This is a genomic window from Nostoc sp. UCD121 (assembly GCF_014222285.1).
GTDB lineage: Bacteria > Cyanobacteriota > Cyanobacteriia > Cyanobacteriales > Nostocaceae > Nostoc.
The window spans coordinates 15,133-32,512 of record NZ_JACKZS010000079.1; the positions used below are offsets into that span (position 1 = coordinate 15,133).

Sequence of the window (17,380 nt, forward strand, 5' to 3'; positions counted from 1 at the left end):
CCGTATTAGCCCAACCCTATTGAACGTTTTACGGATTTAAAAATACTTTTTGTAATCGCAAAAAGCATGATTATTATGACACCGTAAAACAAGGCATTTAATAAAAATGCCCCAAAATTTAGATTCTGGATATCTTCAACCCCAATTCTTCCCCAGCCATGTACTGGTGAGCCAGCATTATCATCATGCACTATTGGGAATGGGAAGCCAGCCGTTAAAGAATCACCACCCATACACGCATTTAGAAGACATGGTTCACTTAAGCAGAGTTGTTCACAACCAGGAGGATTCTGATACCACAGCGATAAAATAGTTAACGGAATTCCTAACAATGTACTTAATATTATTACTGTTATTGCTTTTCCCAATTTTCTCATCTAAGGGACTTCTAAAGAATAGAGGCTGTATCAAAGTTTATACTGTTGATAAACTTCACTAGCGGCGCGATGCAGTAGGGAATGTCGCCAAACTAAAGATTTCATATCATCAGCATAACCGCCGCCAATGACGCAGGCGACGGGATAACCGCTACTCATACAAGTACTTAAAACCTGCATTTCACGGCGAAAAATGCCCGCATCGGTTAAGGCTAATTTGCCCAAGCGATCGCCTATATGAGGATCAACACCAGCATCATAAAATACTAAGTCTGGCTTGACTTTAGACAACAAATCTGCTAAATAATTCGCTAAAGTTTGTAAATAAGCGTCGTCCTCCATTCCCACTGGCAAAGGAACATCCAAATCGCTATTTTGTTTTGTACCGGGGAAATTGACTTCGCAGTGCATGGAGAAAGTAAAAACGCTGTCGTCGTCTTGGAAAATATAAGCGGTACCGTCTCCTTGATGAACATCCAAATCGACAATCAGGATTTTTTGGACGAGTCCGAATTTTTGTAAAACGCGACAGGCGATCGCTAAATCGTTGAAAATACAAAAACCAGATCCATAACTGGGAAAGGCGTGATGAGTTCCACCAGCCGTATTACAGGCTAAACCATGACTTAATGCCAGTTTTGCAGTGAGTATCGTCCCACCTACCGCCACACACGTACGATTCGCTAATGCTGGACTCCAAGGCAAACCAATGCGTCGCTGTGCTTTCGGATCTAGGGTTCCCTCACAGTAAGCATGAACGTAGCTTGGGGTGTGGACTAACTCTATTAATTCTAGCGGTGGACGTTCGGGAGTATGAAATTGCTCTTGATTCGCTACACCATCAGCTAACAGCAATTCGTAGAGTTGTCGGAACTTAGACATCGGGAAACGATGTCCTTCAGGTAGGGGAGCAATGTAATCTGGGTGGTAAATAATTGGCAAGTCCATAAAGAAAGACAATCTCAAGCAGCTAATCCGACAACAAGGTAAAATTTAGCCATAATCACAGTAAAAATGCTGTTCTTGTAAATCTAAAATTCCAAATTTAAATTAATATGATGGAATGGATTCCGCCCATAGCATTTATTCTAGCTGGCTTACTGGCTGGGATAATTGGTGAAAAAGTTATCTTCAAAAAACTGGAAATATTCGTTAATAATAAACGAATTGCTGGGGGGAATATTATATTTCACTCTCTGCACCGCATGACATTTATTTGGTTTGTCATTGCCGGTTTTTTTTGGGCAGTTCTGAGCGCACCCCTCAAACCCGATATTGCGATCGTACTGCAAAAAGTTCTGACGATCGCACTGCTGTATTCAGTAACCCTAGTTTTAGCCAGATTGACTGCTGGTTTTGTGAATTTATTTATTCGCAGAGCAGAAGGGGTTCCCACATCGCTAATTTCTAACCTTGCTAAAATTACTGTTTTAGCTTTGGGAACATTAATCATACTGCAAACGGTGGGTGTTCAAATTACCCCGATTATCACAACTTTAGGTATTGGTGGTCTAGCAGTTGGTTTGGCACTTCAAGACACACTCGCCAATTTGTTTTCTGGGTTTTACTTAATTATTTCTAAGCAAGTAAGAACCGGAGATTATGTGAAATTAGATGCTGGGCATGAGGGATATGTCATAGATATTTCTTGGCGGAATACGACAATTAAAGAAATTTCTAATAATGTCGTCATTGTTCCCAATTCTAAGTTGTCTTCGGCAATTTTCACCAACTATCATTTACCCGCAAAAGAAATTACTTTAACAATGGATGTGGGCGTAAGTTATGATAGCGATTTGGAGCAAGTTGAAAAAGTGACTGTAGAAGTTGCTAAAGAAGTTATGCAAGAAATTGCACCAGAATTAAAAGAAAGTGAACCATATATCAGATTTCATACTTTTAATGATTTTAGTATAGATTTTACGCTTTATATGCGGGTAAGTGAATACTTCGATCAACGAATTGGAAAACATTTATTTGTGAAAAAATTACACAAACGCTATCAGCAAGCAGGAATTCAAATTCCTTTTCCGATTAGAGAAGTGTATATGCAAGATAATTCAGGGATGGAAAAAAATTAGCTTTCATCACATAGCAACCATTAAAGCCCTGGCGACTATAAGTCGCAGCTACACAGACAAAACCTGCCTTCGCAGGTTAGCAAACCTTTGATTTTCCGTTAATCCAGGCGGACTTTGTTTGTACAGCCACGATTTCTAATCGCTAAGGCTGGGTGCAACTTAAATTGCTAATGCTCGTTTTTCTAATGGTAGTTCAAAGCGATCGCCTGGTTTTGGCTCAAGTACCCGTGTTGAAATATTGTTCTTCTCTAGCAACGAACGAAATTCTTCAGCACTTCCTTTAGTCTGTATGAGTTTCATCAGCAATCCTTCAAACGCCACATCACCACCAGCCGCCGTAGGTATTATTACTTGAGGCTGTAACGATTTTACTACTTCTAAAGCGCTATTTTTACCTTTAATAATCGACCCAAGCAAAGGCAACGTCATATCAATAAACGGTGTAATCACTACATCAATGGGTGCAGATTGCTGAAGCTGTGGAGAATGATAACCGTGAGGCTCGTAGTATACAGTTAGCCCACTCTCCAATTCTTTGAGAAGATAACTATTTTCTACCAGAGTGGGACCAATGGGGGAGCCGGGGAAAGCTTTGATTTCAACTTGATTATTTAAAGTGAAAGTTTCACCATGAGCCAATACTGTTACTTGGGTGTAACCTAGCTGCTGTACTATCTTGGCTGCATTGGGAGAGGCTACAACTTTTATGTTGTGGTCGAGTACCTGAAGCGTTGGTGGGTGAGCGTGGTCTTCTAAACCCTGAGACAGCAGGATCAGGTCAATATTATCTGGTATTGGGCGATTTTGCGATCGCGAACCTTTAAATAACCAATCCAAATTGCTGAAAATTAACGAACCAACCAGCCAAGGGTCAATCAGTATTCGTTTCCCACCAATTTCCAGTAACCAAGAGTTGCTGTCGAACCAAGTTAAAAACATAAATTTTGTGAAGATAACGCCTACCTTCATTATCAATCGTGTCAGCTTTCTTAGTAAGCACTAAGGCCAATACCTACATTCGTCCGGTCAAGTCTACCACGGAGTTTTTTTATGTCTGATCTTGGTTTTACTCACATTGCACTTGCAGTCAGTGATGTTGATGCAAGTATCTCATTTTATGCAAAGTATGCCCAGATGACAGTCGTGCATCATCGCATTGATCGAGCAACTCAATCAGATGTTGCTTGGATTAGTGACTTGACTAGACCTTTTGTAATTGTCCTAATTAAAGCAGCTAAAGTAGAAGGCGCACTATTACCACAATCCCATCTTGGGGTAGCTTATCAGAATCGTGGGGAAATCGATCGCCTGTGCAATGAGGCACGCGCTGAAGGAATACTGCTGGATGGGCCAAATGACTGGGGTTTTCCGGTTGGTTACTGGGCTTTTATTCAAGACCCTGATGGTCATACACTAGAAATTTCCTATGGTCAGGAAATTAGTTTTACAGTTGAGCAAGCTAGAGACGCGATTAATCGCGTCTCTTAAAAAAATAGTGTTACTTATTACCAGGGGTGCGTCCACCTTCATCGTTACTGCCACCGTGAGGATGGGAATTGCCTGGGTCACATCCCTCAGAACCATTACCAATTCCTTGGTTACAGTGGCGACGTGGTTTTACCCCCTCTGTTGAAGTTTCAGTCTGCTCCTCAGCTGCAACTTGTTGTTGTTGTTGTCCAACGACATACTGCGAGGAGATATTTGCTACTTGTCCAGTGCTAGATAGAGCTTGGTATAGCAAAGCAGACACTTCAGACCTGGTTGCTACCCGTTCAACATTTAGCAATTTCACATTGGGATAGTTGACGACTATACCGCGTTGCGTCAAAGCTGCAATCAGACTGCGATATTCACGACGAATAGTAGTTGCATCGCTGTAAACAGATAAAATTGTATCCGTAGAACTACTAGTCTTATAATTTAATCCCTGTGCTAATGCTACCAAAATGTCAAGGCGAGAAAGGCTTTGGCTGGGGTTGAAATCCTTACCAATAACAGCGTTTAAAAAGCCCATTTGATAAACTTCGCTGATGGCATTGTAAGCCCAATATTGAGTTGAGACATCCTTAAATGCGATCGCTTGGCGAATTTTCCCCTTGGCAAACGCTTTCCGCAGCATTGCCGCAAATTGGGCACGAGTTACTGGTGCATCCGGGCGGAAAGTCCCATCAGGAAAACCTTCGAGAATTTGCATTGAGGCCAATTCGGCAATAAAATCTTTAGCCCAGTAGTTTGTGGAAACGTCAGAAAATCCAACCTGGAGAGCGCGAGACATCCCGACTTGACGATAATTCATCAGCATTTGGCTGACATCATAGCTAGAGTTATCGCTGACTTCAATCACCTGCACCAAGCTGCCAGGAGTAGCTTGCAAAGCCTCTGCTAAGTCGGAACTAAAGACGCTCACGAACGACTGACGCACTAAAGCATATTCACCCTGAGTGAAAGAGACGGGATAAACGCTAGTGCCTGGAATTGTTGACAAACCTTCTACTTGGAACTGACTACCTTGGAAGGTTTGGGAACTGCTGAGGAAACTAACACGCTGGTCGCTGACTTGGGTGAAGTAGTCGTAGGTGATGGTACCTGCGTCAATAGTGCCGTTTTGGTCGGCATCAACACCATAAACAGTACGAACAACTTGGTATTCTGTAGGTTTGGCTGACAAAACCAGGTTAACTGTGGTGTTTGCCGACAAACATTCAAATTCGCTATAGCCAATAAAGCGGTTTTGAACATCATACAATCGCACGACGATGCGATCGCTAGCTTTTAACCCCTTAGCAAATTTTGCTTTTTGCTTAATCTTGTACTTGTAATCACCCAAAAAGCGCTCTTTTAAATAGCCCTTGCCACCTTTACTCTTGACAGAAATGCGAGCAATCACCTCTGACAAGTTCCCGGATGGTTCCCAAATGGCAAGGCTAAAACCTGTTTTTTTGCCTTTTGCAGAAACACTACTACTGCGGCTTTCTGTGGTGATAGTTTGCCGCTCAATAGTAGTACGACTCCTGGTTTCTACTTTTTTATCGGCTAAAAGTTGTTGACCTGTGGAATTATCAGATATTTGGGCGACGGTGGTAGAGAACCCTGAAGTTGCAGATGCAGAAGCTATTGGCGATAATATTGCCACAGAGGTTGCAGCCAGAACAAACTTGCTCATTTGAGCAAAGTAACTTTGATTCATGTATTTCATCTCACGCTACCATTCGTCTAAAAAAGCACAGGGGTATTTGGTATCCCTTGACTCATTAATCCCTTGGCGTGGATGAAACTAACATCTAATCAGTGGCGAGTTATGAGGTCAGAGAACATTAATATATTTGAAGATACACTTTATGAATCTTATTAATGACTGTAACTACACAGCAGCTTGCAACCCAAGACGCTTTTGAAAAATTCTTTTGGACTTGGCAGGGTTACAAAATTCAGTACACTGTCATGGGTACTGGACGACCTCTGGTACTGGTTCACGGCTTCGGTGCTTCCATTGGACACTGGCGTAAAAATATCCCAGTTTTAGCTGATGCTGGCTACCAGGTGTTTGCCATAGACCTTTTAGGTTTTGGCGGTTCCGATAAAGCGCCCATTGATTACAGTGTGGAAGTTTGGGTGGAACTGCTGAAAGATTTCTGCACAGCACATATACACGAACCTGCTGTATTTATTGGCAACTCCATCGGCGCACTTTTGAGCTTGATTGTACTGGTAGAACATCCAGAAATTGCTGCTGGTGGTATTTTGATTAACTCTGCGGGTGGGTTGAGCCATCGTCCTCATGAATTGAATCCGCCGCTACGGATAGTGATGGCAGCTTTTAATCGGTTTGTGCGATCGCCAATTACAGGTAAATTTGTCTATAACCGCATCCGTCAAAAAGCCCAAATCCGCCGCACCCTCTACCAAGTTTACCGCGATCGTCAAGCCGTTACCGATGAATTAGTCGATTTACTTTATACTCCCTCTTGCGACCCAGGAGCGCAACAAGTCTTCGCATCTATTCTCACAGCCCCTCCTGGCCCAAGTCCAGAGGAACTTTTGCCCAAAGTAGAACGTCCTCTATTAGTAATTTGGGGTGCTGATGATCCCTGGACACCAATTACCGGGGCAAAGATTTACGAAAAGGCGCGTGAGAATGGCAAAGAAATCAAAATAGTCCCCATTCCGAATGCCGGTCATTGTCCGCACGATGAAGTTCCAGGTGTTGTCAATGCCCAGATTATCGATTGGCTAACGCAAAATTAGTAATTTCATGCCAAGACGCAAATGCAAAGATATTTTCTGTCCCCGCGTCTTGGCCGATGCAGAGTAGAAATGAGGCTAACAATCTGGGTCAATCAATTTTAGATTCTAGATTTTAGATTTTAGATTGAACAGGCAACCAAACGGCATCTACAAGCACAAATTTCACTGTTGCCTGTTGCCTATTCCCTATTCCCTCTCCCAAAGGGATTGACAGAATCAAACTCGTATGGCGTGTAATGGAGCTTGATGTGCGTAATGGACATAAAGAGGTAATTCCCTCAAATCACCATCCAGATTTTTCTCAACAAGGCTATCAAGTTATCAGCGAACTAGGACGCAACCGAGAAGGGGGACGAATTACTTACTTAGCTAATGTTCTCAATTCTAAGCAACAGGTAGTGATTAAAGAGTTTTGTTTTGCTCGGGCCGATGCTGATTTGTCAGGTGTGAAAGCATATCAGCGCGAAATTGAAATTTTGCAGCAACTCAATCATTCTCGCATCCCTCGCTATATAGATTCTTTTGAAATACCAGGGGCTTTTTATCTGGTACAGGAACATAAAAATGCTCCATCTTTAGGCTTAAAAAACAGCTTTCATCCAGAAGAAATTAAGCAAATTGCTCTGTCAATTTTAGAGCTTTTAGTTTATCTACAAAAGCAAGTTCCGACAATTATTCATCGGGATATCAAACCAGAAAACATTTTGGTTGATGAGCAACTAAATGCTTATTTAGTTGATTTTGGATTAGCTAGGATACAGGGTGCAAAAATAGCTCTTAGCAGCTTTGTAGCAGGAACCCCAGGTTTTATGCCACCAGAAGAACAGTTTGGTCATTCCCTGACTGAGGCATCAGATTTATATAGTTTGGGAGCAACACTAATTTGCTTACTTACTAATACCCGTTCTGTTGATATTGGAAAATTAATTGATGATAACTACCGCTTTAATTTCCAGCAATTAGTTCCTCAAATCAGCCCGCGTTTTCGGTCATGGTTAATGAAAATGGTGGAACGTAACCGAAAACGCCGCTATGCTAATGCGGCTATTGCTTTAAAAGCACTTGAGCCAATTGAGGTTATTGGTACTGCCACTAGAATAGATAATTTAATCAGTACAATTAAACCTATAAAACGAACTACAGTGCTGGGATTAGCTACTGTTATTACACTGGCTACGATGGGGGCAACTTTGATGAGCTGTCAGCCTGGTAGTGCGGTTAGGCAATTGCTGGAAGCTAGAGAATGTCAAAGCTGGGATTTAAACGCAAGTTGTCAACAAAAAACCGGAAATTAAGATTAATTAGGTTGCTTCTGGCTAAGGATTACAGTCGTTTTCAATTGAATAGACTACATGAGTAGGGGCACAATATATTGTGCCCCTAAAATTATATGTATTCCACCCTTGTGAAAATTGCTGTCATTTTCACGAGTATTAAAGACTCGTCAACGGAGTTCAAAGGTGGATGAATCCAGTTCAAATACTCGTTAACGGAGATAAAAGGTGGATGAATCCAGTTCAAACACTCGTTAACGGAGATAAAAGGTGGATGAATCCAGTTCAAACACTCGTCAACGGAGATAAAAGGTGGATGAATCCAGTTCAAACACTCGTCAACGGAGATATAAAGGTGGATGAATCCGGTTCAAACACTCGTCAACGGAGATAAAAGGTGGATGAATCCAGTTCAAATACTTGTCAACGGTAATGTACTATCAGTAATTGTGTAGTTATTTGTTGTAGTAAACTACATCTAAGCCAGAAGCCTGCATTCAATAGTTGATAGCGCTGTGAAAAAAATCCTGATTGTGTCAGCTAATCCCACGACGACAGATAAACTTCGCTTGGACGAGGAAGTAAGGGAAATTCAGGAAGGGTTGCAACGCTCTCGCAGCCGAGATAAGTTTGAAATTATTACTAAATGGGCGGTGCGGCCTGACGATTTGCGGCGTGCGCTTTTAGATCATAATCCTCATATCATACATTTTTCTGGACATGGGGGTGGAAATCAAGGTTTAGCCTTGGAAAATAATACAGGGGAAATGCAGCTGGTGAGTACGGAGTCACTGGCAAGGCTATTTAAGTTATTTAAAGACAAAGTTGAGTGTGTATTATTAAATGCCTGTTATAGCGAGGTACAAGCTGAGTCGATTCACCAACACATTAACTGCGTAGTTGGCATGAATCGGGCAATTGGCGATCGCGCCGCAATTAAATTTGCGGTAGGCTTTTATGATGCACTGGGTGCTGATAGGTCTTATGAGGATGCTTATGAGTTTGGCTGTAGCGCGATTGATTTAGAAAGTATTCCAGAGTCTTCCACCCCAGTGCTGAAAAGCCGGAACAATCCCCAAGGTGCTATCTCTGCTAACGAAACGATTCCAGATATTGAGATAAAAACAGCAGTCTCCTTAGAAAATCCAGAAGGGCAGGTATCTTTAAACTCTGCGTTCTATGTGGAGCGATCGCCTATTGAGGTAGACTGTTATGAAGCGATTCTTCAACCAGGGGCCTTAATTCGCATCAAAGCTCCCCGGCAGATGGGCAAAACTTCCCTCATGTCGCGGGTTCTCCATCATGCTAGTCAACATAACTATCAGACTGCACCCGTAAATTTCCAGTCAGCCGATGCAGAATTTCTCGCCAATTTAGATCAATTTTTGCAGTGGTTCTGTGCCAGCATTACTTACGAATTGAATCTACCAGAGAAGCTAGACGATTATTGGAAGGGTGTTTTAGGTAGCAAGAATAAATGTACAAATTACTTTCAACGGTATTTATTACCCGCGATTAATAGCCCCATAGCTTTGGGTTTAGATGAAGTCGATGAAGTCTTCAAGCATCCCATAATTGCGGCTGATTTTTTTGGATTGCTACGAGCTTGGCATGAGCGGTCAAAGAATGAGACAGTTTGGAAAAATCTCCGGTTGGTGATTGTGCATTCTAAGGAAGTTTATATTCCGCTCAATATTAATCAATCGCCTTTTAATGTCGGCTTACCCATTGAGTTACCAGACTTAAATCAAATACAAGTACAAGATTTAGTACAGCGTCACGGACTCAATTGGACTGAATCACAAATTGAAGAATTAATGACACTCGTCGGTGGTCATCCTTATTTAGTGCGGGTAGCGCTTTATGAAATTGCCCGTGGTCGGATGACGCTGGAAAATCTGCAAAAAATCGCCGCAACCGAGGAAGGGCCTTACAGTGACCATCTGCGCCGCCATTGGCTGAATTTGCAAGAGGATGCAGAATTGCTAGCTGCCGTCAAACAAGCGATGATGGCAAATCGCGCCGTGGATGTAGGCACAACTGAAGCGTTTAAACTTCGCAGTATGGGGTTAGTTAAGTTTCAAGGCAATCAAGTAGTGCCACTGTGTGAATTGTACCGTCAATATTTTTGCGATCGCTTGGGGTTGAAAAATTAAAAAAGTACATTAGGAGTGCAATAAGACTTTTATCTGCAATTACCATTTAACAAAAAGGTTTAACAATGGTTCAAGTTATTCAAGGAAAAGATATCACCCTAGCCCAACTTATTGATGAATTTGGGCTACAACGTGCAGACAACGAACAGTTTTTTTTAGAGTGGCAGCAAGATTTACCTGAGTTGAGTGATTTAGAAAAGCAATCTCTTAACGAAGTCAAGGCAGAATATTTGCATTTATCCCGCTACCAAATTTTAGAACCTGTAGTCAAAATGGTGGTGCTATCTCCGATATTGCGTCTAGCAGGTTTTTATCAACCGCCTTTTTACATCGCCTCGGAAGAAGAGGTCAGAATTTCTTCTGAAGACGAAGGCACAATTATTAGAGGACGTATTGATATCTTGGTGTTTCATCCTCCATTTTGGGTTCTCGTTGTTGAGGCGAAACGAGCAGAATATTCTTTGGAGGTAGCAATTTCTCAAGCATTAGCTTATATGTTGGCTAATCCTGGTAATGATAAACCTACATTTGGTTTTGTAACCAATGGTCGAGAATTTCAATTTATTAAGTTGACGAAACAGGATACACCAAGATATGCATTATCTTACACACTGTCGCTCAATCGTGGAGATGACCTAGATACTGTGGTAAAAGTGTTAAAACGTCTAGCTTATTTAGTCCGTAATTCGTAGTCTCTGTGCTAACATACCCTACCAAATTTGTATTTCATAATTTTTAATTTTTAATTGTTTATGACCCAGTACCAATATCAAGTCGGTGGTAGTCTGCCTCAAAATGCACCAACTTATGTTAGACGGCAAGCTGACCATGACCTCTATGAAGGCTTGAAAGCTGGGGATTTTTGTTATGTACTCAATTCCCGGCAGATGGGGAAATCTAGCTTGCGGGTGCAGGTAATGCAGCAGTTGCAAACTGAGGGATTTGCTTGTGCTGTTGTTGATATTACAGCTATTGGGACGGCAGATATTACCCCAGAACAGTGGTATGCCGGGGTAATTGATACTCTGGTAGGAAGTTTTAATATTTATACAACTTTTGATTTAGATACTTGGTGGACTGATAACGGGTTGCTTTCACCAGTACAGCGCTTAAGCAAGTTTATTGAAACAATATTACTAAAAATAATTACTGAAAAGATTGTTATTTTTATTGATGAAATTGACAGCATTCTAAGTCTTTCATTTAACTTAGATGACTTTTTTGCAGTTATCCGCGATTGCTACAACCGACGAGCAGACCATCCTGAATATAATCGCCTCACCTTTGCTTTGATTGGCGTATCTACGCCTTCAGATTTGATTCAAGACAAACGCCGGACACCTTTTAATATTGGACAGGCAATTGATTTAACTGGCTTTCAACTCCAAGAGGCGCAATCCTTGGCACAGGGATTGGCAGAAGTGGGTGATTCTCAAGAGTTGATGCAGGTGGTGCTGGACTGGACGGGAGGACAGCCGTTTTTGACGCAAAAAGTTTGTAAGTTGCTGGTGCAGGGGGGACTGGAGACTAGGAACTGGGGACTAGAGGTTGAGGACTGGGTGGAAGAGTTAGTACGCGAGGGGATTATTGAGAATTGGGAGACGCAGGATGAGCCAGAGCATTTGAAGACGATTCGAGACAGAATCATGCGGAGTGGGGAACAGCGGACTGGGCGATTGTTGGGGTTGTGTCAGCAAATTTTGCAGCAGGGAGAGATAGCAACTGATGACAGTCTTGAACAAACAGAACTGCGGCTGACGGGATTGGTGGTAAAGCGGGATGGGAAGCTACGAATTTATAACCGCATTTACGCAGAGGTGTTTAAGCAGGAATGGTCTGAGCGCATCTTGGCAAAACTGCGCCCTTACTCCGACGCATTGAATGTTTGGGTTAAGTCTGAGCGTCAAGATGAGTCACGGTTGTTGCGGGGAAAGACTTTGTATGATGCCCAAGAATGGTCAGCAGGGAAAAGCTTGAGTGATTTAGACTATCAATTTTTAGCTGCTAGCCAAGCTTTGGAAAAGCGCGATGTGCAGAAAAGGCTCGAAGCAGAGGAACAGGCAAAGCAAGTTTTAGCAGAGGCGAACCACAAAGCTAATCAGCTAATTCGCATTGGTTCTGTGGTGCTAGGGGTGACTCTGGTGGGGGCGGTAGCATCGTTAATATTGGCTCAATATCAATTAGGGCAAGCACGAACAGCAAAGGCAGCAGCAGCAAAAGCTACCACAGAAACAAATGCTGCTAAGGTAGATTTGAAAAAAGCTAAGGCAGAAACTCTGGCAACGCGTCAAGAAAGCGTTGTGTTTAGCCCGGATGGCAAAACTTTAGCTTTCGCTAGTGCTGACAAGACCATCAAATTGTGGAATCGGAACACAGGCAAAGAAATTACTACTCTGACTGGGCATAGCGCTCCGGTCATCAGCGTCGCCTTCAGCTCGGATAGCAAAACTTTAGCTTCCGCTAGTGCTGACAAGACCATCAAATTGTGGAATCGAGACACAGGCAAAGAAATTACCACCCTGACTGGGCATAGCGATGGGGTCATCAGTGTCGCCTTCAGCCCCGATGGCAAAAGTTTAGCTTCCGCCAGTTGGGACAAGACCATCAAATTGTGGAATCGGGACACGGGCAAAGTAATTACCACCCTAACTGGGAATAACGATGGGGTCATCAGCGTCGCCTTCAGCCCCGATGGCAAAACTTTAGCTTCCACCAGTTGGGACAAGACCATCAAATTGTGGAATTGGAATGTTGATGTTTTATTAGCAGAGGGTTGCAGTTGGCTAAAGGATTATTTGGCTAGCCATCCTGATCCTGATGCGGTTAAGGTGTGTCCAAGGCGTTAGGGAGAAGGGAAGCAGAAGAGCAGGGGAGCAGAGGAGCAGGGGTGTTGGTGATGGGTGCATAGGCATAGCCCGTCATAGATATCGCTTGCTGCAACACTAAGCTTAAATATAGAGTATGAGGCGTAGGCGTAGCCCGTCGTAGACATGGCTCAGTAAATTAGAAATACGATCGCACTTTAAAACCTAATTTTTGCAGTGATTCTAAGCTTAAATGTATAGCTAAAAGCGATCGCTTGGTAAATTAGAGATGCGATCGCAGTTCTGAACTCGGTGTTTCAAGTTCCGAACACCAATGACCGAGCAAAAAGGTCGAAGCTCCGAGTTCCAAACACCAATGTCCGAGCAAAAAGGTCGAACTTCCGAGTTCCAAACACCAATGACCGAGCAAAAAGGTCGAACTTCCGAGTTCCAAACACCAATGACCGAGCAAAAAGGTCGAACTTCCGAGTTCAAAGCTTGAAGTTCCCAATTAAATCAGCAAATAGCCACTCTATATTCTGCTTAATTTCTAAAATCCAGCCAAACTGTATGGTATTATTAGCAACTAGTTGTCCGTCAATATCTAAGTAGATGATCTCTGGCTGGGTCGGCGATTGGATTTGCGATACCATATTCGCCCTAAGAAGGATATTTAATCGGGATGCTTCCAAATTAGCTGACTCTTAAGGATGTCTGCGGCATGAATCTGGAACGATAACTAACTAAAACAGTACGATTGTTCTACTATAAACTAATTAAAGATAGTATTATTAAGGACTGTTTCATAAGAAACTCCTTCTTCGCCGCCCAATATGTCAGACAAACAGCTAGCAGCATCCTTGAATGGACATCTTCCGTACCCCAGCCACAACAGCCAGAATACCATTCGGATTCGGGGTGCTAGGCAGCATAATCTGAAAAATATTGACTTGGAATTGCCACGCGATCGCCTAATCGTATTCACTGGCGTTTCTGGTTCTGGTAAGTCTTCCCTAGCCTTTGATACCATTTTCGCTGAAGGGCAACGTCGCTATGTGGAATCCCTCAGCGCCTACGCACGGCAATTTCTAGGACAACTGGATAAGCCGGATGTGGAAGCTATTGAAGGCTTAAGTCCAGCAATTTCCATTGACCAAAAATCAACATCTCATAACCCCCGTTCCACTGTGGGTACGGTGACAGAGATTTACGACTATTTGCGGCTGTTATTTGGTCGGGCTGGCGAACCCCATTGTCCGATATGCGATCGCTGTATTGCACCCCAGACAATCGATGAGATGTGCGATCGCATCATGGAATTACCAGATCGCACCCGCTTCCAAATTCTTGCACCCGTTGTCAGGGGGAAAAAAGGCACACATCGTAAGCTTTTGTCAAGTCTGGCATCTCAAGGTTTTGTCCGCGTGCGAATCAATGGCGAAATCCGCGAACTGTCAGATTCCATTGAATTGGATAAAAATTTTACCCACACCATCGAAGTGGTAATTGACCGCTTGGTGAAAAAGGCTGATATTCAGGAGCGTTTGGTTGATTCCTTGTCTACGTGTCTCAAGCAATCGGGTGGGATTGCAGCCATTCTGGTCACTCTGCTTGGTGACGACGGACAAGAAAAAGAAGAAGAATTAGTATTTTCGGAAAACTTTGCTTGTCCAGAACATGGCGCGGTAATGGAGGAATTATCGCCGCGATTGTTCTCCTTTAACTCGCCTTATGGTGCTTGTCCGCACTGTCATGGCATCGGGACTTTAAGAAGATTTGCGCCAGACTTGATCGTACCCGACTGGGAAGCGCCAGTTTATGCTGCGATCGCGCCTTGGTCAGAAAAAGATAATTCTTATTACTTGGAATTACTCTATAGCGTGGGGCAAATTTATGGATTTGAGTTACAAACAAATTGGAGCAAGCTGACAGAAGAACAGCAACAAATTATTTTGTTTGGCGAGAAAGATGAACGAGCCGCAGAAGCTCAAAGGAAGCAGAGTTTTAAGGGTGCTATTCCAATTTTGCAACGGCAGTATGAGGGTGGTTCTGAATTAGTTAAACAAAAATTAGAGCAGTATTTAATTGACCAACCGTGTGAAGTTTGTAAGGGAAAACGCTTAAAACCGGAAGCCTTGGCGGTGAAGTTGGGACAATATGGAATTTTAGAATTGACTACCGTATCAATTCGAGATTGTCGAGAGAGAATTGAGCAATTTAAGTTGAGCGATCGCCAATTACAAATTGCTGATTTAGTCCTGAGAGAAATCAAAGCCAGATTGCAATTCTTGTTGGATGTAGGTTTAGATTATCTCACCCTTGACCGTCCAGCCATGACCCTTTCCGGTGGCGAAGCCCAACGGATTCGTCTAGCAACGCAAATTGGTTCTGGATTAACAGGAGTTCTCTACGTTTTAGATGAACCAAGCATTGGTTTGCATCAACGAGATAATGGCAGATTGCTCAAAACCTTAACGAAATTGCGCGATTTGGGTAATACATTAATTGTCGTTGAACACGATGAAGAAACAATTCGTGCAGCCAACCACATTGTTGATATTGGCCCCGGTGCAGGAATTCACGGCGGAAATATTATCGCCCAAGGTGATTTTGAGGCATTATTAGCAGCAGAAGATTCTTTGACGGGTGCATATTTATCAGGAAGACGAGTAATTACTACACCAGCAGAACGCCGAGAAGGAAATGGGCGCAGTTTGGGAATTAAAAATGCCCATCGCAACAATTTACAAAATATAGATGTAGACATTCCGCTAGGTAAACTCGTCTCCATCACAGGTGTGTCTGGTTCTGGTAAATCTACCCTGATTAACGAATTACTATATCCATCTCTGCAACACCATTTAACTAAAAAAGTTCCTTTACCCAGACATTTGGATAAAATTCAGGGATTAAATGCGATTGATAAAGCGATCGTTATCGATCAATCCCCTATTGGACGCACACCACGTTCTAACCCTGCAACTTACACAGGAATTTTTGATGCCATTCGAGATGTATTTTCCCAAACAGTAGAAGCCAAAGCTAGGGGTTACAAACCTGGACAATTTTCCTTCAACGTTAAAGGTGGACGTTGCGAAGCTTGTAGCGGACAAGGTGTGAATGTAATTGAAATGAACTTTCTCCCTGATGTTTACGTGCAATGCGAAATTTGTAAAGGTGCAAGATACAACCGCGAAACTTTGCAAGTGAAGTATAAAGATAAGTCTATTTCTGATGTACTGAGAATGACAGTTGAGGAAAGTCTAGACTTTTTCCAGAATATTCCCAAAGCGATCGCGCGTTTGCAAACTTTATTTGATGTCGGCTTGGGTTATGTCCAACTAGGACAACCTGCTACAACCTTATCAGGTGGTGAAGCGCAACGGGTAAAATTGGCAACAGAACTATCTCGACGCGCCACAGGTAAGACACTTTATTTAATAGATGAACCGACAACAGGGTTATCTTTTTACGATGTCCACAAATTGTTAGATGTGTTGCAACGATTGGTAGATAAAGGCAATTCAATTTTAGTAATTGAACACAACTTAGATGTAATTCGTTGTTCTGATTGGGTGATAGATTTGGGGCCAGAAGGTGGCGACAAAGGTGGAGAATTGATTGCTGTGGGAACACCGGAGGAAGTTGCAAAAAATCCCAGGTCTTATACTGGGCAATATTTAAAGCAGGTGTTGAAACAGTATCCAGCAGTTAAATCTTAGCCTTTTCCGAGTAGGGTGTATTACATACAGGTCATATCCAGGTGAAAAAAGCGGAGAAGCTTGTGTAGCAAACGTATTATGAAACTTCCTAACCCTGAATGCGCTATCGTTGAAATAGATAAAATTGTAGATTACTGTCTCAACCCAGAACATCCAGAGGGAAAACACAAAGCCCGTGTATTTAAATCTGCACTAGGCTTAAATTTAGATGATGCAGAAGAATTAAAAACAATCCTTTTACAAGCAGTAGTAAATTATGATGCTATCCCTGGTAAAAGGAATCCATACGGTCAAAAATATATCATTGATTTTCCCCTGAATCGTTCAGATAAACAAGCAATTATTCAAAGCGTTTGGATAGTGCGTAATAATGAAGGCTTCCCCCGCCTAGTCACCTGTTATGTAATCTAAGCAATGAGGTAATACCAATGAAATTATTAGATGTGGTTGCCCTAACTGAAGACTTACCAGAATTGGGATTGCATCGCGGTCAAGTAGGAACGATTGTAGAAGAATATGAACCTGGAGTTTTTGAAGTAGAATTCAGCGACTTAATAGGAAAAGCTTATGCTGTAGAAACTTTAAATGCTAGCCAGCTAATGACTTTATATCATCAACAATTGGTGGAAAAACTTTTAGCTAATTAGGGCTTGCTGGTTAAGACTGAAACCCTTGTATAAATAGTGATTGAAGTCTATAAATCGAACAAAAGTGCAAGGCA

17 protein-coding genes are annotated in these 17,380 nt (G+C 42.4%); 11 read left to right on the forward strand and 6 right to left on the reverse strand.

The window, feature by feature from the left end:
- Nucleotides 1-5: 5 nt before the first annotated feature.
- Entirely contained in the window at nucleotides 6-377 is a 372-nt protein-coding gene (locus GNF10_RS17880) for a hypothetical protein (RefSeq protein ID WP_185582716.1), read from the reverse strand.
- A 30-nt stretch (nucleotides 378-407) separates the two neighbouring features.
- Entirely contained in the window at nucleotides 408-1,325 is a 918-nt protein-coding gene (locus GNF10_RS17885) for a histone deacetylase (RefSeq protein ID WP_185582718.1), read from the reverse strand.
- Nucleotides 1,326-1,432: 107 nt separating this feature from the next.
- Between GNF10_RS17885 and GNF10_RS17890 the strand changes: the two genes are divergently transcribed.
- A complete protein-coding gene (locus GNF10_RS17890) occupies nucleotides 1,433-2,458 on the forward strand; it encodes a mechanosensitive ion channel family protein (protein WP_185582720.1) in 1,026 nt (341 codons plus the stop codon).
- A gap of 159 nt (nucleotides 2,459-2,617) precedes the next feature.
- Here GNF10_RS17890 and GNF10_RS17895 read toward each other — a convergent pair whose 3' ends face one another.
- Nucleotides 2,618-3,397 carry an MBL fold metallo-hydrolase gene (locus GNF10_RS17895; protein WP_185582722.1) on the reverse strand — a complete coding sequence of 260 codons (780 nt, stop codon included), beginning with the start codon at nucleotides 3,395-3,397 and terminating at the stop codon, nucleotides 2,618-2,620.
- 111 nt (nucleotides 3,398-3,508) lie between these two features.
- Between GNF10_RS17895 and GNF10_RS17900 the strand changes: the two genes are divergently transcribed.
- Entirely contained in the window at nucleotides 3,509-3,946 is a 438-nt protein-coding gene (locus tag GNF10_RS17900; protein WP_185582724.1) for a VOC family protein, read from the forward strand.
- Nucleotides 3,947-3,956: 10 nt separating this feature from the next.
- Here GNF10_RS17900 and GNF10_RS17905 read toward each other — a convergent pair whose 3' ends face one another.
- Entirely contained in the window at nucleotides 3,957-5,645 is a 1,689-nt protein-coding gene (locus tag GNF10_RS17905) for an S-layer homology domain-containing protein (RefSeq protein WP_185582726.1), read from the reverse strand.
- A 164-nt stretch (nucleotides 5,646-5,809) separates the two neighbouring features.
- Here GNF10_RS17905 and GNF10_RS17910 point away from each other — a divergent pair, with 164 nt between their 5' ends.
- The 6 genes from GNF10_RS17910 to GNF10_RS17935 all read left to right on the forward strand — a co-directional run bounded on the left by GNF10_RS17910 (nucleotide 5,810) and on the right by GNF10_RS17935 (nucleotide 12,979).
- A complete protein-coding gene (locus tag GNF10_RS17910; protein WP_185582728.1) occupies nucleotides 5,810-6,703 on the forward strand; it encodes an alpha/beta fold hydrolase in 894 nt (297 codons plus the stop codon).
- A gap of 236 nt (nucleotides 6,704-6,939) precedes the next feature.
- Complete coding sequence (locus GNF10_RS17915; protein WP_185582730.1) at nucleotides 6,940-7,998, forward strand: serine/threonine-protein kinase; 1,059 nt, start codon at nucleotides 6,940-6,942, stop codon at nucleotides 7,996-7,998.
- Nucleotides 7,999-8,209: 211 nt separating this feature from the next.
- The gene (locus tag GNF10_RS17920) at nucleotides 8,210-8,371 is read left to right on the forward strand and encodes a hypothetical protein (protein WP_185591969.1); all 162 of its coding nucleotides are present in this window, start codon (nucleotides 8,210-8,212) and stop codon (nucleotides 8,369-8,371) included.
- A gap of 121 nt (nucleotides 8,372-8,492) precedes the next feature.
- Nucleotides 8,493-10,133 carry an AAA-like domain-containing protein gene (locus GNF10_RS17925; protein ID WP_185582732.1) on the forward strand — a complete coding sequence of 547 codons (1,641 nt, stop codon included), beginning with the start codon at nucleotides 8,493-8,495 and terminating at the stop codon, nucleotides 10,131-10,133.
- Between the two features lie 65 nt (nucleotides 10,134-10,198).
- Nucleotides 10,199-10,825, forward strand: a complete 627-nt coding sequence (locus GNF10_RS17930) for a type I restriction endonuclease (protein ID WP_185582734.1) — start codon at nucleotides 10,199-10,201, stop codon at nucleotides 10,823-10,825.
- A gap of 60 nt (nucleotides 10,826-10,885) precedes the next feature.
- On the forward strand, nucleotides 10,886-12,979 hold the full coding sequence (locus GNF10_RS17935) for an AAA-like domain-containing protein (RefSeq protein ID WP_185582736.1): 2,094 nt from the start codon (nucleotides 10,886-10,888) through the stop codon (nucleotides 12,977-12,979).
- A 241-nt stretch (nucleotides 12,980-13,220) separates the two neighbouring features.
- Here GNF10_RS17935 and GNF10_RS17940 read toward each other — a convergent pair whose 3' ends face one another.
- On the reverse strand, nucleotides 13,221-13,448 hold the full coding sequence (locus GNF10_RS17940) for a hypothetical protein (protein WP_185582739.1): 228 nt from the start codon (nucleotides 13,446-13,448) through the stop codon (nucleotides 13,221-13,223).
- Complete coding sequence (locus tag GNF10_RS17945; RefSeq protein ID WP_185582741.1) at nucleotides 13,429-13,590, reverse strand: hypothetical protein; 162 nt, start codon at nucleotides 13,588-13,590, stop codon at nucleotides 13,429-13,431. Before GNF10_RS17945 ends, GNF10_RS17940 begins: the two co-directional genes overlap by 20 nt.
- Nucleotides 13,591-13,770: 180 nt before the next feature.
- Between GNF10_RS17945 and uvrA the strand changes: the two genes are divergently transcribed.
- From uvrA to GNF10_RS17960, 3 genes are all read left to right on the forward strand, one after another.
- A complete protein-coding gene (gene uvrA, locus GNF10_RS17950; protein ID WP_185582743.1) occupies nucleotides 13,771-16,659 on the forward strand; it encodes an excinuclease ABC subunit UvrA in 2,889 nt (962 codons plus the stop codon).
- Nucleotides 16,660-16,737: 78 nt separating this feature from the next.
- Nucleotides 16,738-17,070 (forward strand): DUF6883 domain-containing protein, encoded by a 333-nt coding sequence (locus tag GNF10_RS17955; protein WP_185582746.1) that lies wholly within the window; start codon nucleotides 16,738-16,740, stop codon nucleotides 17,068-17,070.
- A gap of 17 nt (nucleotides 17,071-17,087) precedes the next feature.
- Entirely contained in the window at nucleotides 17,088-17,306 is a 219-nt protein-coding gene (locus GNF10_RS17960) for a DUF4926 domain-containing protein (protein WP_185582747.1), read from the forward strand.
- Nucleotides 17,307-17,380: the final 74 nt, after the last annotated feature.

Excerpts from the sequence above, each read along its gene's own strand:
- GNF10_RS17930 (WP_185582734.1), top strand. The coding sequence starts at position 10,199 with ATGGTTCAAGTTATTCAAGGAAAAGATATCACCCTAGCCCAACTTATT.
- GNF10_RS17960 (WP_185582747.1), top strand. The coding sequence starts at position 17,088 with ATGAAATTATTAGATGTGGTTGCCCTAACTGAAGACTTACCAGAATTG.
- GNF10_RS17885 (WP_185582718.1), bottom strand. The coding sequence starts at position 1,325 with ATGGACTTGCCAATTATTTACCACCCAGATTACATTGCTCCCCTACCT.
- GNF10_RS17920 (WP_185591969.1), top strand. The coding sequence starts at position 8,210 with ATGAATCCAGTTCAAACACTCGTTAACGGAGATAAAAGGTGGATGAAT.
- GNF10_RS17935 (WP_185582736.1), top strand. The coding sequence starts at position 10,886 with ATGACCCAGTACCAATATCAAGTCGGTGGTAGTCTGCCTCAAAATGCA.
- GNF10_RS17900 (WP_185582724.1), top strand. The coding sequence starts at position 3,509 with ATGTCTGATCTTGGTTTTACTCACATTGCACTTGCAGTCAGTGATGTT.
- GNF10_RS17890 (WP_185582720.1), top strand. The coding sequence starts at position 1,433 with ATGATGGAATGGATTCCGCCCATAGCATTTATTCTAGCTGGCTTACTG.
- uvrA (WP_185582743.1), top strand. The coding sequence starts at position 13,771 with ATGTCAGACAAACAGCTAGCAGCATCCTTGAATGGACATCTTCCGTAC.
- GNF10_RS17910 (WP_185582728.1), top strand. The coding sequence starts at position 5,810 with ATGACTGTAACTACACAGCAGCTTGCAACCCAAGACGCTTTTGAAAAA.
- GNF10_RS17905 (WP_185582726.1), bottom strand. The coding sequence starts at position 5,645 with ATGAATCAAAGTTACTTTGCTCAAATGAGCAAGTTTGTTCTGGCTGCA.
- GNF10_RS17895 (WP_185582722.1), bottom strand. The coding sequence starts at position 3,397 with ATGTTTTTAACTTGGTTCGACAGCAACTCTTGGTTACTGGAAATTGGT.
- GNF10_RS17915 (WP_185582730.1), top strand. The coding sequence starts at position 6,940 with ATGGAGCTTGATGTGCGTAATGGACATAAAGAGGTAATTCCCTCAAAT.
- GNF10_RS17945 (WP_185582741.1), bottom strand. The coding sequence starts at position 13,590 with ATGGTATCGCAAATCCAATCGCCGACCCAGCCAGAGATCATCTACTTA.
- GNF10_RS17880 (WP_185582716.1), bottom strand. The coding sequence starts at position 377 with ATGAGAAAATTGGGAAAAGCAATAACAGTAATAATATTAAGTACATTG.
- GNF10_RS17955 (WP_185582746.1), top strand. The coding sequence starts at position 16,738 with ATGAAACTTCCTAACCCTGAATGCGCTATCGTTGAAATAGATAAAATT.